The sequence below is a fragment of the Pontibacter sp. LHS2 genome, assembly GCF_058932845.1.
The window spans coordinates 987,072-1,004,635 of the sequence record NZ_JBZYWG010000001.1 but is presented as its reverse complement, the minus strand read 5'-3'; the positions used below and the strand labels follow the sequence as shown (position 1 = coordinate 1,004,635).

Here is a 17,564-nt window from a genome sequence, read left to right as displayed (position 1 = left end):
TCTTATTTGAGCTTAGCCAGATATGACGGACTATCTACACATTAGGATGCTTTATCGTGACATATGGTTGCCCGAGTATCAGGGATTTATTTGTGAAGACATTTGTTTTGTTATAGGTCGTGACAAATATTAGCGTGCCGTCAGTATCTCTGCAATTGTTTTACTTAATTTGTAGGCTAATGGCGTCTTACCAAACCCCATCTGTACAACATGGAAAAACAACCGTTCAAGCCGGAAGTACTGGAACAGCTCCGTCGACTGGAAGCTAAATACGTGCCGCTGGGGCAAGATTTGGCTGCCTATCTGGAGGGGCTCTATTACACGGATTACCTTAATTACTGGGACTATATTCACCTGGATACGCTGCTCAGTTTACAGAATCCGCGCACGTCTATACCTGATGAAAAGATTTTTATCATGTATCACCAGATTACGGAGTTGTATTTTAAGCTTTGCCTGGAAGAGTATCGTCAAATTGGTGAAGACAAGGAGATTACAGGTGAGATCCTCTATAAACGCTTAAAGCGCATTAACCGCTATTTCGAAAATCTGATTGATTCCTTTGATGTGATGGTGGACGGGATGGACCCGAAGCAGTTCCTGCAATTCCGGATGGCCCTCATGCCTGCCAGTGGTTTCCAATCGGTGCAATATCGCATGATTGAAATTGCCTCTACGGAGTTACGTAATCTCACTGATAAGGAGAAGCGCAAAGCACTTGGTTTGCAGAGCACACATGAAGAACTGATGGGGTGTATCTACTGGAAAGAAGGCGCAACTGAAGTGTCTTCTGGGTCAAAGACACTCACCCTGCTTCGTTTTGAGGAAAAATATACGGCACAATTGATCCAATTTGCACGTGAATACGAGAGCAAAAATGTTTGGGCGGTATACAAACGCTTGCCTGAGGAAGAACAGCAAAACCCACGATTGATCCGTCAATTGCGTGAACTGGATAGCAACGTGAATGTCAACTGGCCCCTAATGCACTATAAATCTGCCGTACGCTACCTGCAGCGTGACCCGGAAGTAATTGCTGCTACCGGCGGTACGAATTGGCAGAAATACCTCCCTCCAAAGTTTCAGAAACGTATTTTCTATCCAGCGATTTGGTCAGAAGAAGAACTAAATAACTGGGGCAAGGGTTGGGTTGAGAAAGTGCTGAACGGAGATATTTAGAATTTTGATTGAGTGTTTAAGCCAATGTGTACTTATACAAAAGTTTACTTAGTTTATTAAATGCTTAGTTTGTAAATTAAAAGTTTAAGGATAGCTACCTTACTTGTTGTAAATGAAGAAGAAAGAAGTTGAAGTTGTATTGTCGCCGGAAGTGGCGTACAATGACGAAGTGCTGGAACTGGAGCTTATAAAGAGTGCCGGACTCAAGCCAGAGGATGTTAAGCACATCCATCGCATCAAACGTTCGATTGATGCCCGTGGTCGGCAGGTTTTGCTCCGTGTGCGGGCCGACCTATACCTGGACACCCCTCCTGCCGATGTCCTTTCGGCCAAGTATAGCTACCCTGATGTGACCAACGCCAAAAAGGTGATCATCGTGGGTGCTGGTCCTGCCGGGTTGTTTGCGGCGCTGCGTTGCATTGAACTGGGACTGAAGCCGATTGTGCTGGAGCGCGGAAAAGACGTGCGTGCCCGTCGTCGTGATTTGGCAGCTATTAATAAAGAGCACATCGTCAATCCTGACTCGAACTACTGTTTTGGGGAAGGCGGTGCCGGTACCTATTCGGACGGTAAACTCTATACCCGTTCCAAAAAGCGTGGAGACCTACAGCGTATCCTGGAGATCTTTGTGCAGCATGGTGCTACACGGGACATCCTTTTTGATGCCCATCCGCATATCGGCACCAATAAATTACCACGCATTATCACAGCCATTCGCGAGAGCATCGAAGCGGCGGGTGGCGAAGTGCTGTTCGACAAACGGGTGACCGATTTTATCGTGGAGCAGAACGAGATGAAGGGCGTTGTGACGCAGGACAGTCAGGAGTATGTTGGTGAAGCCGTGATTCTTGCCACTGGCCACAGTGCCCGTGACGTTTTTGAATTGCTACACCATAAAGGCATTACCATTGAGGCAAAGCCCTTTGCCATGGGTGTGCGAGTGGAGCATCAGCAAAAACTGATTGACAGCATACAATATAAATGCGAAGACCGGGGTTGCTGGCTGCCAGCTTCCTCATATGCACTCGTGCACCAGACAGTATACGACAACAAACAACGGGGTATCTTCTCGTTCTGTATGTGTCCGGGTGGTTTCATTGTGCCGTCAGCTACGGCTCCCGGAGAGGTCGTTGTGAACGGTATGTCGCCAAGCCGCCGCGATTCAAAGTTTGCCAACTCGGGCATCGTCGTAGCGATTGAGCTGGAAGACATGGAGATCGACAAATACGGACCGCTCGCTGGTTTGCGGATGCAGGAAGCCCTGGAGCGCAAAGCCTGCGAAATGGCGGGCGGAACCCAGAAGGCCCCTGCTCAACTCCTCCTTGACTTTACGCGTCAGAAAACCGGAGGCGCTTTGCTGGAGACATCTTACCAGCCAGGCCTGACGCCAGTGGACATAAACCAACTGTTCTCTCCTGTCATGGCTTATCGTTTGCGGGAAGGTTTCAAAGCATTCGGCAACAAAATGCGCGGTTACCTGAGCAATGACGCCCAGATCATTGGTGTGGAGAGCCGTACCTCTTCACCGGTTCGCATTCCGCGTGACAGAGATACATTGGAACATGTGCAGATCAAGAACCTATACCCATGTGCGGAAGGTGCCGGGTATGCAGGTGGCATTGTATCAGCAGCGATGGATGGGGAACGTTGTGCTGAAAAAATTGCGGCCAAGGTACTGGCATAGGTATGCAGCTGTACTTGTATTTGGCTTATACCTGATTGCCCTGTAACGTTTCGCTACGAATAGCGGTTAAATAAAGGGATCAAAAATCTGAACCATGAAAAAGACACTTGTACTGGGTGCTACCGATAATCCTTCCCGCTTTGCTTATAAGGCCATTCACCGATTGCAGCAACATGGCCACGAAGTGGTACCGGTGGGCATTCGCAAAGGAGAAGTTGGCGGTCAGCCCATCATCACCGATAAAACAGAGAAAATTGAAGGAGTAGATACAGTCACGCTCTATGTAGGACCGCAAAATCAGCCGACCTGGTATGACTACATAATATCCCTGCAGCCGAAGCGAATCATATTCAATCCGGGTACAGAAAACCGAGAATTGGAGCAATTGGCGGAAGACGCAGGTATAGAAACCATGCACCACTGTACCTTGGTGATGCTGGCTTCCAGCACGTATTAAATTTTTTTTGAAATTTTATTTCGGAGCTGCAACCTCCCTAAAAGCCGGGCGTATAAACCAATATAATCAAAGTTTGCAGATGGCATTTGTTGTCTATGTTAACTTTAGAAAAAGGGATCTTTCAAGAGATCCCTTTTTTGTTTTTATGCCTCCCGTCTCAGAACCTCCAGTGGCGGCCTGTTCAGCACACCCCGGCTATTAAGTAATCCTACAGCCACGGTCAGGAAGGTCACCAGTACGAAGATGACCAACAAAGGCCAGATAACAGGCACAAACTCCATCTCAAAGCTGAATACGGCCAAAGCCCAGGCAGCAGCAAAGGCAATCACACAGCCTACAGCAGCGGCCAATATGCCCAGCATCAGGTATTCCATCAGCGTTATACCTAAGATTTGTTTTTTATTAGCGCCCAGCGTACGTAACAGCACACTTTCCTGCACGCGCTGGTACTTGCTCACATTCACTGATCCCACCAGAACGAGTAATCCGGTGAAAATGCTAAACAGTGCCATAAACTGGATTACAAAGGAGATTTGGCTAACCACTTCCTCCAGGGTACGCAAAATCAGGTCGAGGCCTATGGCTGACACATTGGGGAAAGCCTCTACCACCCGTCGCTGGAATTGAGCCGCTTGCTGCTCGTTGTCGCTGCGGGTCATCAACACATGAAACTGGGGTGCTTCTTCCAAGACTCCCTCCGGGAAGAGCACCTGGAAATTCGTTTGAACCCGGTTCCAGTCAACTCGACGCACATGTGCTACGCGGGCAGGTATAGTTGCTCCCTGAACATTGTATAGCAGCGAGTCTCCCACCTTTACTTTGATACGCTCTGCGTAACGCTCTTCCAATGATACGGGGACTCTGCCACCGGTCGTATACTGCCCTTCACTCCAGCTACCCTCCTGCGTTTTCTCTGAGTCGCTCAGGTGATCTCGATAGGTTACCCGATACTCGCGTGTAAAATTCCAGGGTTTGATTTCAAGAGTAGTATCCTTCCGCACGTCGGCCAAAGTCAGGTTATTTATCTGTTCCAGGCGCACGGTTACGATTGGGTCGAAGTAAAGAATGGGTAGCCCCTCCTGCTTAGTGAGTTCAGCTACCTGATCACGTTGTGCGTTCTGGATGTCGAAAAGCACCAGGTTTGGTTGATTCTCGGTGCCGGATAGTGACACTTCGCTCAGCAAAGTGCGCTGTACCATGAAGAGCGTTCCAATCAGCGCCGTGCCCAAGCCGATAGACACCATCAGCAACAGGGTTTGGTTGTTTGGTCGGTATAGATTAGCCAGGCCCTGTCGCCATACATAGCCCCAATGGGTAGGGAAAAAGCGTTTGACGGTCCAGGAAAGTCCTTTGGCCAGCAAGGCCAGCACCAGGAATGCTGCGATAACGCCACCTGTAAAGTATAGTGCCTGCCACCATGTGCCCAGCTGCCATCGCGAGAAGACCACAATAAACGCCAGAATAAGTCCGTAGACTGCCCACCGGAGCGGGTCTTTCTGATTAGTGAGGTGCTCGACCGTAGCCCGTAGCGTGATGAGAGGTGAAACTTGCCTGATGCTTAGTAACGGCAGTAGCGCGAACAGAACTGAAACCACGACTCCTAGCAGGATACCTTGTGTGGCAGCCGCCAGTGAGAAATAAGCATCTACACTCACAGGCAGGAATGTCTTGAACAGCTCCGGCAGCACAAGTTGCACGATGCTACCAATGGCGGCACCGGCCAAACCTCCCAGCAAGCCCATGCCCATTACCTGAAACAGGTATACCAGAAAAGCCTGTTTGCCGCTCATGCCTAAGCAGCGTAGAATACCGATGGTGGCCAGTTTGTCGCGCATGTATACGTGCACCGCACTGGCGACGCCCACACAGCCCAGCAGCAAGGCAACAAACCCCACCAAGGCCAGGAAACGGGCCAATTCGTCATAAGAACGGCCCATACTAGCTTTGCGGGTCTCTACGGTATCGTAGAACATGCCGTACTCCTCAAAGCGTGAGTCCAGTTTCTTGCCTAGCGTGTCAGGCTGCACGGACTCATTCAGATCGTAGTAATAGTAATAAGAAACCCTGCTTCCTCGTTGGATCAGACCAGTTTCCGGCAGATATTGCCTTGGTATGTAGACCACAGGAGCCACAGCGGCCGTCATGGCGGTCTGTCCAGGTATACGATGCAGGGCGCCTTCAATGGCAAAGGTCAGCGCCCCAACCCGGATCGAGTCTCCGACCTGCGCTTCGTATTGCAACATCAGGTTATTGTCTACGAGCGCGCGTTTGTCTTCCCGAAAGCTTCGGCTAGCTTGTTCCGGATTTGTCTCGATGGCTCCAAAATAAGGAAATTCACCCTCCAATGCCCGAACCTGTACCAATCGGGTATCATTGCTCTTCACAAAATACACCATGGACATCATGCGGTTCTCGTCAGAGCGCTTGCCTAGCGTGCTTACTGAATCTATAAGCGCCATGGATAGCGAGTCAGGCTCTTTGTTCATGCCCATCACCAGATCTGCTCCGATCAGGGTCCTCGCTTTTTCGTCAATGGCGAGCTGCAAACTATCACGGAAAGAGTTGATAGCAACCAAAGCGGCTATGCCCAGTACGATGGAAGATAAAAACAAAATGAGTCTGCCCCGGCTGCGACGGGTATCGCGCCACGCCATTTTGAGTAGCCAAGGTATATTCAGTTTCGGTTTATCCGGATTTGGCTTTTTGTCAGACAAGGTATACTTGATGTTAAATTGTATAACTAATTATAATGCCAGCGTTTATGCCTTAAGAGTGGCTGGAGTCCTCGGGCTGGTGAACTGTTTCAGCTGTTCCGGTATCAGACACCACATGACCGCCTTTGATGCGGATAATGCGCTGTGTCTTTTCGGCCAGTTCCAAATCGTGGGTGACAAGTACCAGTGTAGTACCAGCCTCACGGTTAAGTTCAAATAAGAGGCGTTCTACCTTATCTCCTGTTTCCTCATCCAGGTTACCGGTGGGTTCATCCGCAAATAGTATTGTGGGTCTGTTGGAGAAAGCCCTGGCCAGGGACACCCGCTGCTGCTCCCCACCTGATAGCTGTGTCGGGTAATGATCATGGCGCTCGGCCAAGCCCACACGGGCCAGCAAATCCATAGCCTCCCGCTGCACATTGCGCTCCCCTCTTAATTCCAGCGGTACCATGACGTTTTCCAATGCCGTCAAGGTAGGTATCAGCTGAAAGTTCTGGAAAATGAACCCCACATACTGGTTGCGTACCTGTGCCCGGGCATCTTCACTTAGGTTGTCGAGTCGCACACCATTGAGGATCACAGAGCCACTACTGGCGCGGTCTAGTCCGGCGCAAAGGCCCAGTAAAGTGGTTTTGCCGCTACCGGACGGTCCCACAATAGCGCAAGTGTCGCCAGCCTGTAGGGTAAAGTTTATACCTTCCAACACGGTTAAGTGACGGTCGCCGCTGTCGTAGGTCTTCTTAAGGTTGTTGATTTCTAATATTGTAGACACGTAGCTTGTGTTTTGTGGAACGGAAATTAGGTTTCTGCTTAATCAGGTATAGCTATACCTCAAACGAATCCCGAACCTAATAACTTATAGTGGTCGTTATAGGTTTTAAGATTGATAAAACTAAATTTAGCAAAAAATCACTTTCATGAATAAAAAGAGCAAGTATATCTCCTTCTTCCTGGCCCTCATCATCACCTTGGCGGGCTGCGAGCAGGCAACTACCACTGAGGAGGTGGCAACAGAGCAGCAGGTACAAACAGACACCACTGCTACTGCAGTAGCCCCTAAAAATGAGCGTACCAAAACGATCGTATTCTTCGGGAATAGCCTTACTGCCGGGTATGGACTGGAGCCTGATCAAGCCTTCCCTGCCCTTATCCAGGAGCGCATCGATTCATTAGGTCTTCCTTATAAAGCTGTAAATGCCGGCTTGAGCGGAGAGACCTCAGCAGGTGGAAAGAGTCGTATTGACTGGCTATTGAAGCAGCCAATCGATGTGTTTGTGTTGGAACTGGGCGCTAACGACGGACTCAGAGGGATAGATCCGGCCTCCACATATGATAATTTGGGCACGATCATCGACAAAGTGCGGGCACAGAATCCGGAAGCGGAGATTATCTTGGCAGGTATGCAGATGCCGCCAAGCATGGGGCAGCGCTATACACAGGAATTTGAGCAAGTGTTCACACGGTTGGCTAAGGACAAAGATGTAGCACTTATACCTTTCCTTTTGGAGGGCGTAGCTGGCGATCGGGCGCTCAATCAGGGGGATGGGATTCACCCAACTATAGAAGGGCAGCGTATACTGGCTGACAATGTATGGGCTGTACTGGAAGATATTTTAGTGGCCAATAGAGCCTCCTAGGGCACTTTTTAAAAAATAATTCATTTATTTTCAAAGATTTGTAACCATTCATAACACTAGTCACGTATAAAAGCATGGCTAAAAGTTGAAAGTTTAATTAATAATTAATCCTTTCAAAAAATAACAGCGCTGGTCCCTTCATTGGAACCAGCGCTGTATTTTTTTAGGCCATTTCTATACCTGACTACTCTTCAGCCACTTCTGATTTCATCTTTTCGGCCAACACATAATAGGCACCTTTGGTAACTACCTGTGCTGAAGCTGGCAATTCCTTTAGCGTCTTCACTTCAGTGAATCCATTTTCGGCTATACCTGTCTCCACTTCCTGCATGCGAAATGTCGATGGGCCTTCTTTCACAAAAATATAATGCTTGCCCTTGTAGCGCACCACAGACTCTTCAGGAAGTGCTGGCATTTCCTGTTTTCCGGCCAGTATCTGCGCATTCACATACATACCCGGCAAAAGATTTGAGTTCTTATTGTTCTCGAGCTCTGCATGCACGGTCACCATGCGGGAATCCCCTTCAAAGGCTCTTCCTAATGCGAAAATCTCGGCTTCCAGCGGCTCCCCTGCCACATTTGGCAAAGAGAACAGGACCTTCTGCCCTTCTTTCATTTTGCTGAAGTCGCGCTCAAACACGCTGAGTTCCAGATGCAGGTGATGGTTGTCTACGATCTCAAACATTTGCTGACCAGGCTGCGCGTAGGATCCCATGTTCACGTCGATAACACGCACGTAACCACTAATCGGAGCTGTAATGGCCATCGTCGAAGTGATGCGTCCTGCCTCTACGCTTTTCGTCGATATCCCCATGGCAGACAAATGTGTTGAGAGTGCCTTTAGTCTTGCGCGTTGCACCTGCACATCCGATTCTGCCTGTTCGAAGCGTTTGCGTGAGCCTACCTGTTCTTCCGTGAGTGTGCGCTGCCGTTCGTAGTCCTGCTCAGCGAAGCGCAGTTGGTTACGGGTGGTCAGGTACTCCTCCTGCAGCTTAATCAGTTCGGGATTCTGGATCGTAGCCAGCACTCTGCCTTTTTGAACATACTCTCCTTCTTTAATAGGTATGCTGCGCACGATACCGCCCTTCAACGGGTTGATACTGGCTTTGTTCTGTGGCGGCAGTTGAAGTTGTCCGTTAGCTGTGATGCGAGCTGATATCTCTCTGTTTTCGATTGATCCCAGTTCAATGTCGCCGACTTTTTGCTGAGCTTCCGAAAAAGCAACAACAAATGGAGATGTGGTTGCTGCGGCTTCCGATGTAGCAGCTTCCGGTTCTTCGGCAGGGGCTTGCTTAGAGCATGCTGCCAGGCTGATTAGTCCGCAAAGCGTAATGAGTTTAATTTTATATGCTGTCATATTATTCTAGTCCTGCGGTAAATTCTAAACTGATAATTGTTTGATTGTAGTCGCGGAGGGCGTTCAGGTAATTGCTGCGAAGCTGATATGCCTGGTCGAGGGCCTGCACGTATTCGATATAATCAATGTCGCCAGTACGAAAGCTAAGCTCGGCGGCCTTGTTCATCTGCTGAGCCTGCTTTAAGGCACCTTGTTCAAAAAAGGCCAGTGTATTACTGTGCTTTTGCAGCTCCTGCGCCAGATTTTGGATTTCTGTCAACAGCTGTTGCTGTTGGTGCCTTACCTGACTCTTCACAGCTTGCTCGTTCATTTTAGCCGCCTTGATGCGCGACTTCTGTGCGCCGAACCAAAGCGGAACGGCTATACCTACTTCATATCCTGTGAAGCGGTCGCCAGAGTTGTACACCCGCGATGGGTTTTCACGGGGTGCTTCTCCCACAAATGTCTGGTTGAAGTAACCGACCGTAAAGTCCGGTAACAGACGGGATTGTTCCAACTGCTTTTGCCGCTCAGCAACCTGCGTCGCACTCTGAAGAAAGGCGATGTAGGGGTTTGCAGCCAAAGTGGAGCTGTCAGCCTGTAAGATTAATTCGCGCTTTGAGAGTTTTTCATCTTCAAACTGAAGCGGCTCCTGTGCCTGCAAAAGTTGACGCAGTCGACGCTCGGCTATCTGCTGGTCGGCCAGTGCCTGTTGCATTTCCGTTTTTATACCTAAGCTGCGTGTTTCAGCAGTAGCCTGTTCCAGGTAGCCTGTTTCCCCAGTCTTAAACCGGATGGTAGCGGCTCTGGTGAAGCGTCCATATAAACTGTCCTGCTGTTGCAGCAAGCGCAGGCGCTCGTTCTGGTATTGCAACAGATACCAGGCCTGTTTAACATCCCGGATCAGTGCACGCTCCACAATCTGCTTTTGAGCTTCTGACTGCTTTATGTTTGCATCGGCTAGTCGGGCCTGATCGCGGTATACTGTTGGGAATGCAAACTGCTGTGAAGCCGATATATACTCATCTGCATTGATCGTGCTGATCTGACCACGGCTATAGGACAAGTTTGTTTTGGGCAAATCAGTAGCCGCGCCACGTAAGGCCTTTTCACGCTCCATACTATAGGCAGCGCTCTTCAAGCCCAGGTTATGCTCTCTTGCGTAGTTGATGCTCTGTTGCAGATTCAATGGGCCCTGTACCGTCTGTGCCATACCTTGTCCGGCATAAAGGAAGCTGCCTGCTATTAACAATAGCGTGATTATATGAACCGATACTGATTTGCGCTGAATTTTCTCTTCGGTAGGTTTTTCATTGGAAGAGAAAATATAGTAAAGCACTGGCAATACGACAAGGGTGAGTAAAGTTGACGTGAACAAGCCTCCGATCACCACAGTTGCCAGTGGACGCTGTACCTCTGCTCCGGCAGAACCGGAAAGCGCCATCGGCAGGAAGCCCAGGGCGGCTACAGAAGCCGTCATCAGAACTGGTCGCAGACGCACACTCGTCCCGAGCAAAACTCGTTCGTATACATCGTTCATACCCTCCCGCTTTAGTTGGTTAAAGTATCCGATCAATACAATGCCATTTAACACCGCCACGCCAAACAGGGCAATAAAGCCCACACCTGCCGAAATACTGAAAGGCATATCGCGAAGCCAGAGTGCAAAGATGCCACCAATCGCTGACAGAGGTATAGCCGTGAAAATGAGCAGACTTTGCTTAATGGACTTAAAGGCAAAGTATAAGAGCAAAAGGATAAGTAGCAGTGCCGCCGGCACGGCCACCGAAAGGCGACGCTTGGCATGTACCAGGTTTTCGAACTGACCGCCATAGGTTATAAAGTAGCCTGCTGGAAGTGGTAGTTCCCGGCTCAGCTTCTCCTGTATTTCAGACACAATCGACTCCACATCCCGTTCACGCACGTTAAAGCCGACTACAATTCGACGGCGGCCTTCCTCACGAGAGATTTGCATAGGACCTTCTTCGAACCGGATATCTGCTACCTGTTGCAGTGGTACCTGCCCACCTTGTGGCAGTGAAACAAACAGATTCTCGATATCAGTCAGATCCTGACGAGCACCTCCTTCCATGCGCACCACCAGGTCGAAGCGTTGGTCACCTTCATAGATGGCGCCTGCTGCCTGGCCCGCAAAGGCCGTGCGGAGCACCGCATTCACGTCAGCTACCTGCAAGCCGTACTGCGACATGCGGGCGCGGTTGTAATCTACAACGATTTGCGGCAGACCGGTCACTTCCTCCACATATATGTCTTGCACACCGGTAACAGGCGCAATTAGTTTGTCTACCTGATCGGCTAGGTCAGACAGCTGGTCCAGGTCTTCGCCAAATATCTTAATGGCCACATCCTGTCGGGCACCGGTCATCAGTTCGTTAAAACGCAGCTGGATCGGCTGCTGAAAGCCGTAATTAACACCCGGAATTACTTTCAAGGCTTCGTCCATTTTGGCGGCAAGTTCCTGGCGGGTGCTGGCGCTGGTCCACTCATCTTTGTCTTTGAGCAGGATCATCACGTCAGCTGCCTCTATCGGCATGGGGTCGGTCGGGATCTCAGCCGTGCCGATCTTGCCAATCACCTCTGTTACCTCTGGAAATTGGGTCAGCAATATTTCACTGGCTTTAGTTGTTGTCTCAATCGTCTGGGTGAGTGAAGCGCCCGGCACCAGGCGCAGGTCCATGGCAAAGTCCCCTTCCTCCAGGTCAGGCAAGAACTCCCCCCCCATACGGCTAAACACAAACAGGCTGAACGTGAAAAGAACCAGTGCCGCACCAATGACGAGTGCCTTGCTGTGTAAGGCAAAGGTGATCACCGGACGGTATACCCGCTCCAGAAAACCCATGATCCGGTCTGAGATGTTCGGTTTGTGCTTGGTGGTTTTGCTCAAGAGCAGTGTCGCTACCATCGGCACGTAAGTGAGCGAAAGTATAAATGCCCCCATGATGGCAAAGCTCACCGTCTGCGCCATCGGCTTAAACATCTTCCCTTCTATACCGACCAGCGCCATGATCGGCAGGTATACAATCAGGATGATGAGCATACCGAAAGCGGCGGAGTTCATAATGTTGGAAGCAGCACTTTTTACTTCCATGTCCATTTCCTTTTGCGTCAATCTGCGCAGTGGCAAATCTTTGTTCTTGACCACGATGAAGTGTAAGACGCCTTCCACAATAATCACGGCGCCGTCTACTATCAAACCGAAGTCAATTGCACCGAGGCTCATCAGGTTGCCCGATACGCCAAATACATTCATCATACCCAGGGCAAATAGCATCGAAAGCGGTATAACGGAGGCGACTACCAGGCCCGCCCGCAGATTGCCAAGTAAGAGTACAAGGATGAAGATGACGATCAAGCCACCCTCGATCAGGTTAGTTGCCACGGTATTAATGGCTTTATCAACTAAGGTGCTACGATCCAGATAAGCTTCAATGACCAGGCCTTCGGGCAAAGAGGACTGTATGCTTGCCACCTTGTCCTGCACAGCTTTGATCACCTCAGATGAGTTGGCACCTTTCAGCATCAGTACAATGCCTCCGACAACTTCGCCCTCGGTATTGCGTGTCAGGGCACCGTAGCGAACCGGATGGCCATACTGTACCTGCGCCACATCGCGTACCAGTACAGGCAAGCCATTGCGATTGGACACAACAATTTTTTCAATGTCCTCGAGGTTACTCACCAGCCCTAAGCCACGAATGAAGTAAGCGCTTTGGTTTTTTTCAATATAAGCTGCTCCTGTATTTTCATTGTTCTGCTCCAGCGCACCGATCACGTCGGTAACGGATAAGTTCATGCTGCGGAGGCTGGTTGGGTTCACGGCTACTTCATACTCTTTCAGGAATCCGCCAAAGCTGCTTACATCGGCTACACCCGGTGTACCCAGCAGTTGCCGACGCACAATCCAATCTTGAATGGTACGGAGTTCGGTAGGGCTGTATTTCTTTTCGCTGCCCGGTTTGGTAACCAGCACGTACTGGTAGATTTCGCCTAGACCCGTGGTCACAGGAGCCAGCTCAGGAGTACCCATTTGCTCGGGAATCTGTCTGCTTGCTTCTCCCAGGCGCTCGGTTATCATTTGCCTGGCCAGGTACTGGTCTACTTCGTCTTTGAATACGACGGTAATCACTGAAAGCCCGAAACGAGATACCGATCGCATTTCGATGACATCCGGCACATTGGCAAGGGCCATTTCAATGGGGGTGGTAATGAACCGCTCTACTTCCTGTGCGGCTAATGTAGGCGAAGAAGTGACCACCTGCACTTGGTTGTTGGTAATATCAGGAACGGCATCAACAGGCAATTGTGTGAGGGAGTAAGTGCCCCATACGATCAGCGCCAGTACCATCAGCCCAACAACCAGTTTATTATTTATCGAAAAATCGATGATCTTATTAAACATGGTAAGCTTGATTTTAATCAATAGAAATAGGTATGCAGCAAAGCCGCAAGCACTATTCAGGGCTTGTGGTTATACTTCGGACTGCATTTAAAATTGATGTTAGGATCAGGCTACCAGCCGTGGAGGGTGCCACCAGGTAGAGGCAATCTTAATTTCGCTCAACTCTGGGTAAATGAGTGGCTTTGTTTGTGGTATGATAGGTACACGAAAGACAATGTGCTCTGTTTCTACTGCAACCGTGAAAGTGGCACAGCAGCCACAGCTACAAAACATGGGGCATGTGTCTTCATGAAAAGGTGACTCACCGGTCGTGTCGGCGACATCGGTCATACTAGGAAGATGTTCGTGGCTATCCATGATCTTATCGGTGCATGGCAGGCAGGCACTCCAAAATATGAAGAGGGTAAATATGATCGCCACAAATTTCATCTTCACAAAGATAAGGTATTCCACCAAAAACCGTCCCTTTTACTCCTATTCAGAATCATTCTTAAAAATGCTGACTAGTGTTCGCAATCACTTTTGATTGCTTAGTCGCTTATCGGATAAAAAAATAATGAAATATAATCTGGTTGATAGCCAGTATTTTATAGGCAACGATGTCGCTATTTGAAAAAAATATGAGAAATTTATTCTTGCTTGGGCAACCTCCCGGTGCTTATGGACATCTAAGAGGTAAAGAGAGACAAAAGAGCTCCAGAAAAACCCAGGAAAGCGACATTATTTGATAAAATTTTACCCAGCGTGACAGAACAGGAGTTAATAGCAGGTTGCCAAAAGGCCGAAAGTAAAGCGCAGAAATGCCTTTACGAACGCTTTGCCTCGCCGATGTACGGTGTGTGCCTGCGTTACCTCAAAAACCAGATGGACGCTGAAGAAGCTTTATTGAACGGGTTTATGAAGGTTTACCAGAACATAGACAGGTTTGAAGGTAAAGGCAGCTTCGAAGGTTGGGTAAGACGCATCATGGTAAACGAGGCGCTTGGCTTTCTAAGAAAAAAAGAGTCGCTATACCTGTCGATCGAGGATGACCACGTACAAGTGGCGGGTGGCATAGGAGCCGACCATGATCTGGCGGAGGGCGAACTCCTGGAGTTGTTGCGAACTTTACCTGCCGGCTACAGGGCAGTATTTAACCTGTATGCAATTGAGGGATATTCCCATAAGGAAATAGCCGACATGCTGAACATTACGGAAGGTACTTCAAAATCGCAGCTAAGCAAAGCACGTGCTATGCTGCAGCGAAGACTAACCGGTCAGGAAGCAGTCGCCAGCTGATATAAAAGGAGGTTCTATTATGAAACCAGAAGACATAGACAAACTATTCAAAGAGCGATTGGGCCCTTCTTCGCCCACGCCTCCTGCCGATCTTTGGAACAGGCTGCAGGATCGGATAGAAACCGAGATGCCAGGTGCCCAAAAGGAGGAAGCGAAGCCCCGTGGCTTTATGTGGCTCTCCTACTCTATCGCGGCAGCTATCGCACTGATACTTTCGGTGGGCATCGTATTTTACAACGTGCAGAATGGCACTGTGCCAGTAGACCGTGATGGACTGGCTGACCGCAATGGCTTAAAACCTGAGCAGCCATTTATCGTTACGGAGCCAACCGAAGCAGACAAGCAAGTTGCAAAGGTAATTGAACCTGCCACTGATCTGCCAAAAGATGACGCAGTAGTGGAGCCAGCTTCGCCAACTGTAACTACCGCAGCAGCACCTCAACAGTCTGAAGCAACCAGGCAATTGATCGCCAAAGCAGAAACAAAGCCTGCTGTCAAAAAGACTAGCTCTAAAACCAGTGCCAGCCCGACCGTATCAGCTTCTCAACTTGTTGCAAAGGTAGAACAGCCGGCTAAACCTGACGCTCCTCAAAAGGGTGACTACTATAACACAGGAGAAACAACCCCGGTTGCTTTTGCCGCTAACACTGTGGATATGAACGCACAGCCAGTAGAAATTATAATAAAACGTGCTGTGGCCATTCAAGAAGTAGAGGAAGATGAAGAACTGAATGGCTTTGAGAAAAAGCAAAAGCTTGCCAAAAACATCTTTAAGCAGGTTCGAAACCTCTCAAACGGTGAACGGGTTGAATTGTCGGAGCTCGGCATCAACGCAGACAGAATTGCACTTGAAACTCAAATTGGAAAACAGAAAATATCTAAAGTCATTAATCTCTAATCTTTTAAAACCATGAAAAAGTTACTACTTCTCGTTACGGCCATCATCATGGCTGCAGCCACCGGTGTGTCTGCCAAAGGCGGTCAAACCATCGGCGAACGACTCGGCCAGCAGGATACGATCGTTGTAAAAATGGCCAATGGCGCTAAAATGGTGCTATACCTACAGAACATGGAACAGCTCAAAGCTTTCGAAAACTATAGCCTTGACTCCCTAATGCGCGTGCTGAATAAATACGTAGACCAGGTGGACCGTATGGACGGCGCCAATAAAGAGTTAAAGTCACAGGAAACAACAGTGGTTTTCGGCAAGGACGACAGTGATCCCGAAAAAGTAACCATTACCGTGCAGGAAACTGACCAGAATGGCAAGGTGAGCAAGGAAAAGCATGAGATCCGCATCAACAAGAACATCAAGATCGATGTAGAAATTGAAGAAAAGGATGGCAATACGAGAGTCGATGTCAATGTGCCGAACAAGGCCGAACGTGACAGTATCCGCACAAGCCATGCGAAAAAGTCTTACAAATCTACCCGCTTCAATTTTGACCTCGACCTGGGTCTGAATAGTTTCCTGAACACTAATAGCCAGGAAGTGCCTGACCTGAAGCCACTGGGCTCACGCTATGTTAGCCTCAACTGGCACCTTAACTCTCAGATCGGTGGCCGTAAGAGCCCGCTATACCTGGTGTCAGGTCTTGAGTTTGCCTTTAACAACTACATGTTCGACCGCAATTTTGTGATCGAAGAAGATATGAACGATGTGACCTTCTTCAGACGTGAAATGGAGATCAACTATGATAAAGCGAAGCTGACGCACTCCTCTGTAAACGTACCGCTGATGCCGACGCTGAAGTTTAAGCGTCAGAATGGAAAAGATGGCTTTAAGATTGGTGCCGGTCCGTTTGTGGGCTATCGCCTGGGTGCTCACTCTAAGTTCAAGTTCGAGGACGGTGGCAAGACACAGAAAGAAAAGGTACGCAGCAGCTATAACCTGACTGACTTCCAGTATGGCCTGACCGGTGTGGTTGGCTACGGCAACCTGGACCTTTTCGTGAAATACAACATGAATGACCTCTTCAAAGAAAACCGTGGGCCGGATGCCAACGTGATCAGCTTTGGTTTAAGACTGTTCAATTAAAATGCTGTTAGTTTGGTGATTATATTGTTATCAGAAGAAGCCTCTACACAGAGGCTTCTTTTGTTTTAGGGGGCTGCGTTGCGCATGAAGTTGTCGATAATGATGGCCGTGGCCGTGGCTACGTTGAGTGACTCGGCTTTACCGAAAGCTGGAATCTTGATGAGCCGGTTTACTTTGCTGGCCACTTCCGGTCGTATGCCGTTTGCCTCGTTGCCCATAACTACTACGCCCTGTGGCTGCAGCTTCATGCCATGCAGGTTATCACCGTCCAGTGAAGCACCGTAAACCTCAACACCTTCCGGTAGGCTTTGTAACCATTCACTCAGATCGAGGTAATAGGCTTTGACGCGGGTAAAGGAGCCCATGGTGGCTGAAATGGTTTTAGGGTTGTAGAAATCGGCACATGATTCAGAGCAAACGATTTTATGAATGCCATACCAGTCTGCAATGCGAATGATGGTGCCTAGGTTGCCAGGATCACGGATATCGTCAAGTGCGATCGTAAAATCACCGGGTTGAAACCGCAAGTTGGGGAGTTGGCGCATGCGGGCTACGGCTAAAGCAGCGTTATTACTGGAAAAAGTACCCGCCTTGGTCAAATCGTGTTCCGTAACAAGTTCGTATCTTGTACCTTTGCTTAGTTTGTTGCCATGCTCCTGCAAAAACTCTTCGGTGATGAACAGATGCTGGAGTTCAAAATCTGAGCTGAGCAGCTCGATGACGCTTTTGGCACCCTCCACTACAAAGGCTTGGTGTTGGTTGCGGTATTTTTTTACTTGCAGGGCATTGACGTACTTTACTATTGCTTTTGACAACATAGA

The 17,564-nt window shown here is 49.1% G+C and carries 13 protein-coding genes; 7 read left to right on the top strand and 6 right to left on the bottom strand.

The window, feature by feature from the left end:
- Positions 1-210: 210 nt before the first annotated feature.
- The 3 genes from AC5FX6_RS04315 (at position 211) to AC5FX6_RS04305 (ending at position 3,320) form a co-directional block, all read left to right on the top strand.
- Positions 211-1,179, top strand: a complete 969-nt coding sequence (locus AC5FX6_RS04315) for a tryptophan 2,3-dioxygenase family protein (protein ID WP_493595791.1) — start codon at positions 211-213, stop codon at positions 1,177-1,179.
- A gap of 112 nt (positions 1,180-1,291) precedes the next feature.
- Positions 1,292-2,863 (top strand): NAD(P)/FAD-dependent oxidoreductase, encoded by a 1,572-nt coding sequence (locus tag AC5FX6_RS04310; protein ID WP_493595790.1) that lies wholly within the window; start codon positions 1,292-1,294, stop codon positions 2,861-2,863.
- A gap of 94 nt (positions 2,864-2,957) precedes the next feature.
- Entirely contained in the window at positions 2,958-3,320 is a 363-nt protein-coding gene (locus AC5FX6_RS04305; protein WP_493595789.1) for a CoA-binding protein, read from the top strand.
- A gap of 143 nt (positions 3,321-3,463) precedes the next feature.
- Here the strand turns inward: AC5FX6_RS04305 and AC5FX6_RS04300 are convergent, their stop codons facing one another.
- Both AC5FX6_RS04300 and AC5FX6_RS04295 read right to left on the bottom strand, forming a co-directional pair.
- On the bottom strand, positions 3,464-5,974 hold the full coding sequence (locus tag AC5FX6_RS04300) for an ABC transporter permease (protein WP_493596643.1): 2,511 nt from the start codon (positions 5,972-5,974) through the stop codon (positions 3,464-3,466).
- A 112-nt stretch (positions 5,975-6,086) separates the two neighbouring features.
- Complete coding sequence (locus AC5FX6_RS04295; protein ID WP_493595788.1) at positions 6,087-6,806, bottom strand: ABC transporter ATP-binding protein; 720 nt, start codon at positions 6,804-6,806, stop codon at positions 6,087-6,089.
- 145 nt (positions 6,807-6,951) lie between these two features.
- On the opposite strand from AC5FX6_RS04295, the gene AC5FX6_RS04290 reads away from it, so the two are divergent.
- Positions 6,952-7,671 (top strand): arylesterase, encoded by a 720-nt coding sequence (locus AC5FX6_RS04290; RefSeq protein ID WP_493595787.1) that lies wholly within the window; start codon positions 6,952-6,954, stop codon positions 7,669-7,671.
- Positions 7,672-7,855: 184 nt separating this feature from the next.
- Here the strand turns inward: AC5FX6_RS04290 and AC5FX6_RS04285 are convergent, their stop codons facing one another.
- The 3 genes from AC5FX6_RS04285 to AC5FX6_RS04275 all read right to left on the bottom strand — a co-directional run bounded on the left by AC5FX6_RS04285 (position 7,856) and on the right by AC5FX6_RS04275 (position 13,856).
- The gene (locus AC5FX6_RS04285; RefSeq protein ID WP_493595786.1) at positions 7,856-9,028 is read right to left on the bottom strand and encodes an efflux RND transporter periplasmic adaptor subunit; all 1,173 of its coding nucleotides are present in this window, start codon (positions 9,026-9,028) and stop codon (positions 7,856-7,858) included.
- Position 9,029: 1 nt separating this feature from the next.
- Positions 9,030-13,427 carry a CusA/CzcA family heavy metal efflux RND transporter gene (locus tag AC5FX6_RS04280; protein ID WP_493596642.1) on the bottom strand — a complete coding sequence of 1,466 codons (4,398 nt, stop codon included), beginning with the start codon at positions 13,425-13,427 and terminating at the stop codon, positions 9,030-9,032.
- 105 nt (positions 13,428-13,532) lie between these two features.
- On the bottom strand, positions 13,533-13,856 hold the full coding sequence (locus AC5FX6_RS04275; RefSeq protein ID WP_493596641.1) for a DUF6660 family protein: 324 nt from the start codon (positions 13,854-13,856) through the stop codon (positions 13,533-13,535).
- Positions 13,857-14,171: 315 nt separating this feature from the next.
- Between AC5FX6_RS04275 and AC5FX6_RS04270 the strand changes: the two genes are divergently transcribed.
- Genes AC5FX6_RS04270 through AC5FX6_RS04260 form a run of 3 tightly spaced genes read left to right on the top strand, consistent with a single transcriptional unit; the run spans position 14,172 to position 16,743 of the window.
- Positions 14,172-14,705, top strand: a complete 534-nt coding sequence (locus AC5FX6_RS04270; RefSeq protein WP_493595785.1) for an RNA polymerase sigma factor — start codon at positions 14,172-14,174, stop codon at positions 14,703-14,705.
- A 19-nt stretch (positions 14,706-14,724) separates the two neighbouring features.
- Positions 14,725-15,603, top strand: a complete 879-nt coding sequence (locus AC5FX6_RS04265; RefSeq protein WP_493595784.1) for a hypothetical protein — start codon at positions 14,725-14,727, stop codon at positions 15,601-15,603.
- Between the two features lie 12 nt (positions 15,604-15,615).
- Positions 15,616-16,743 carry an outer membrane beta-barrel protein gene (locus AC5FX6_RS04260; protein ID WP_493595783.1) on the top strand — a complete coding sequence of 376 codons (1,128 nt, stop codon included), beginning with the start codon at positions 15,616-15,618 and terminating at the stop codon, positions 16,741-16,743.
- 65 nt (positions 16,744-16,808) lie between these two features.
- On the opposite strand, the gene AC5FX6_RS04255 is transcribed toward AC5FX6_RS04260, so the two are convergent.
- Positions 16,809-17,561, bottom strand: coding sequence for a TrmH family RNA methyltransferase (locus AC5FX6_RS04255; protein WP_493595782.1), 753 nt, complete (start codon positions 17,559-17,561; stop codon positions 16,809-16,811).
- Between the last annotated feature and the right edge of the window lie 3 nt (positions 17,562-17,564).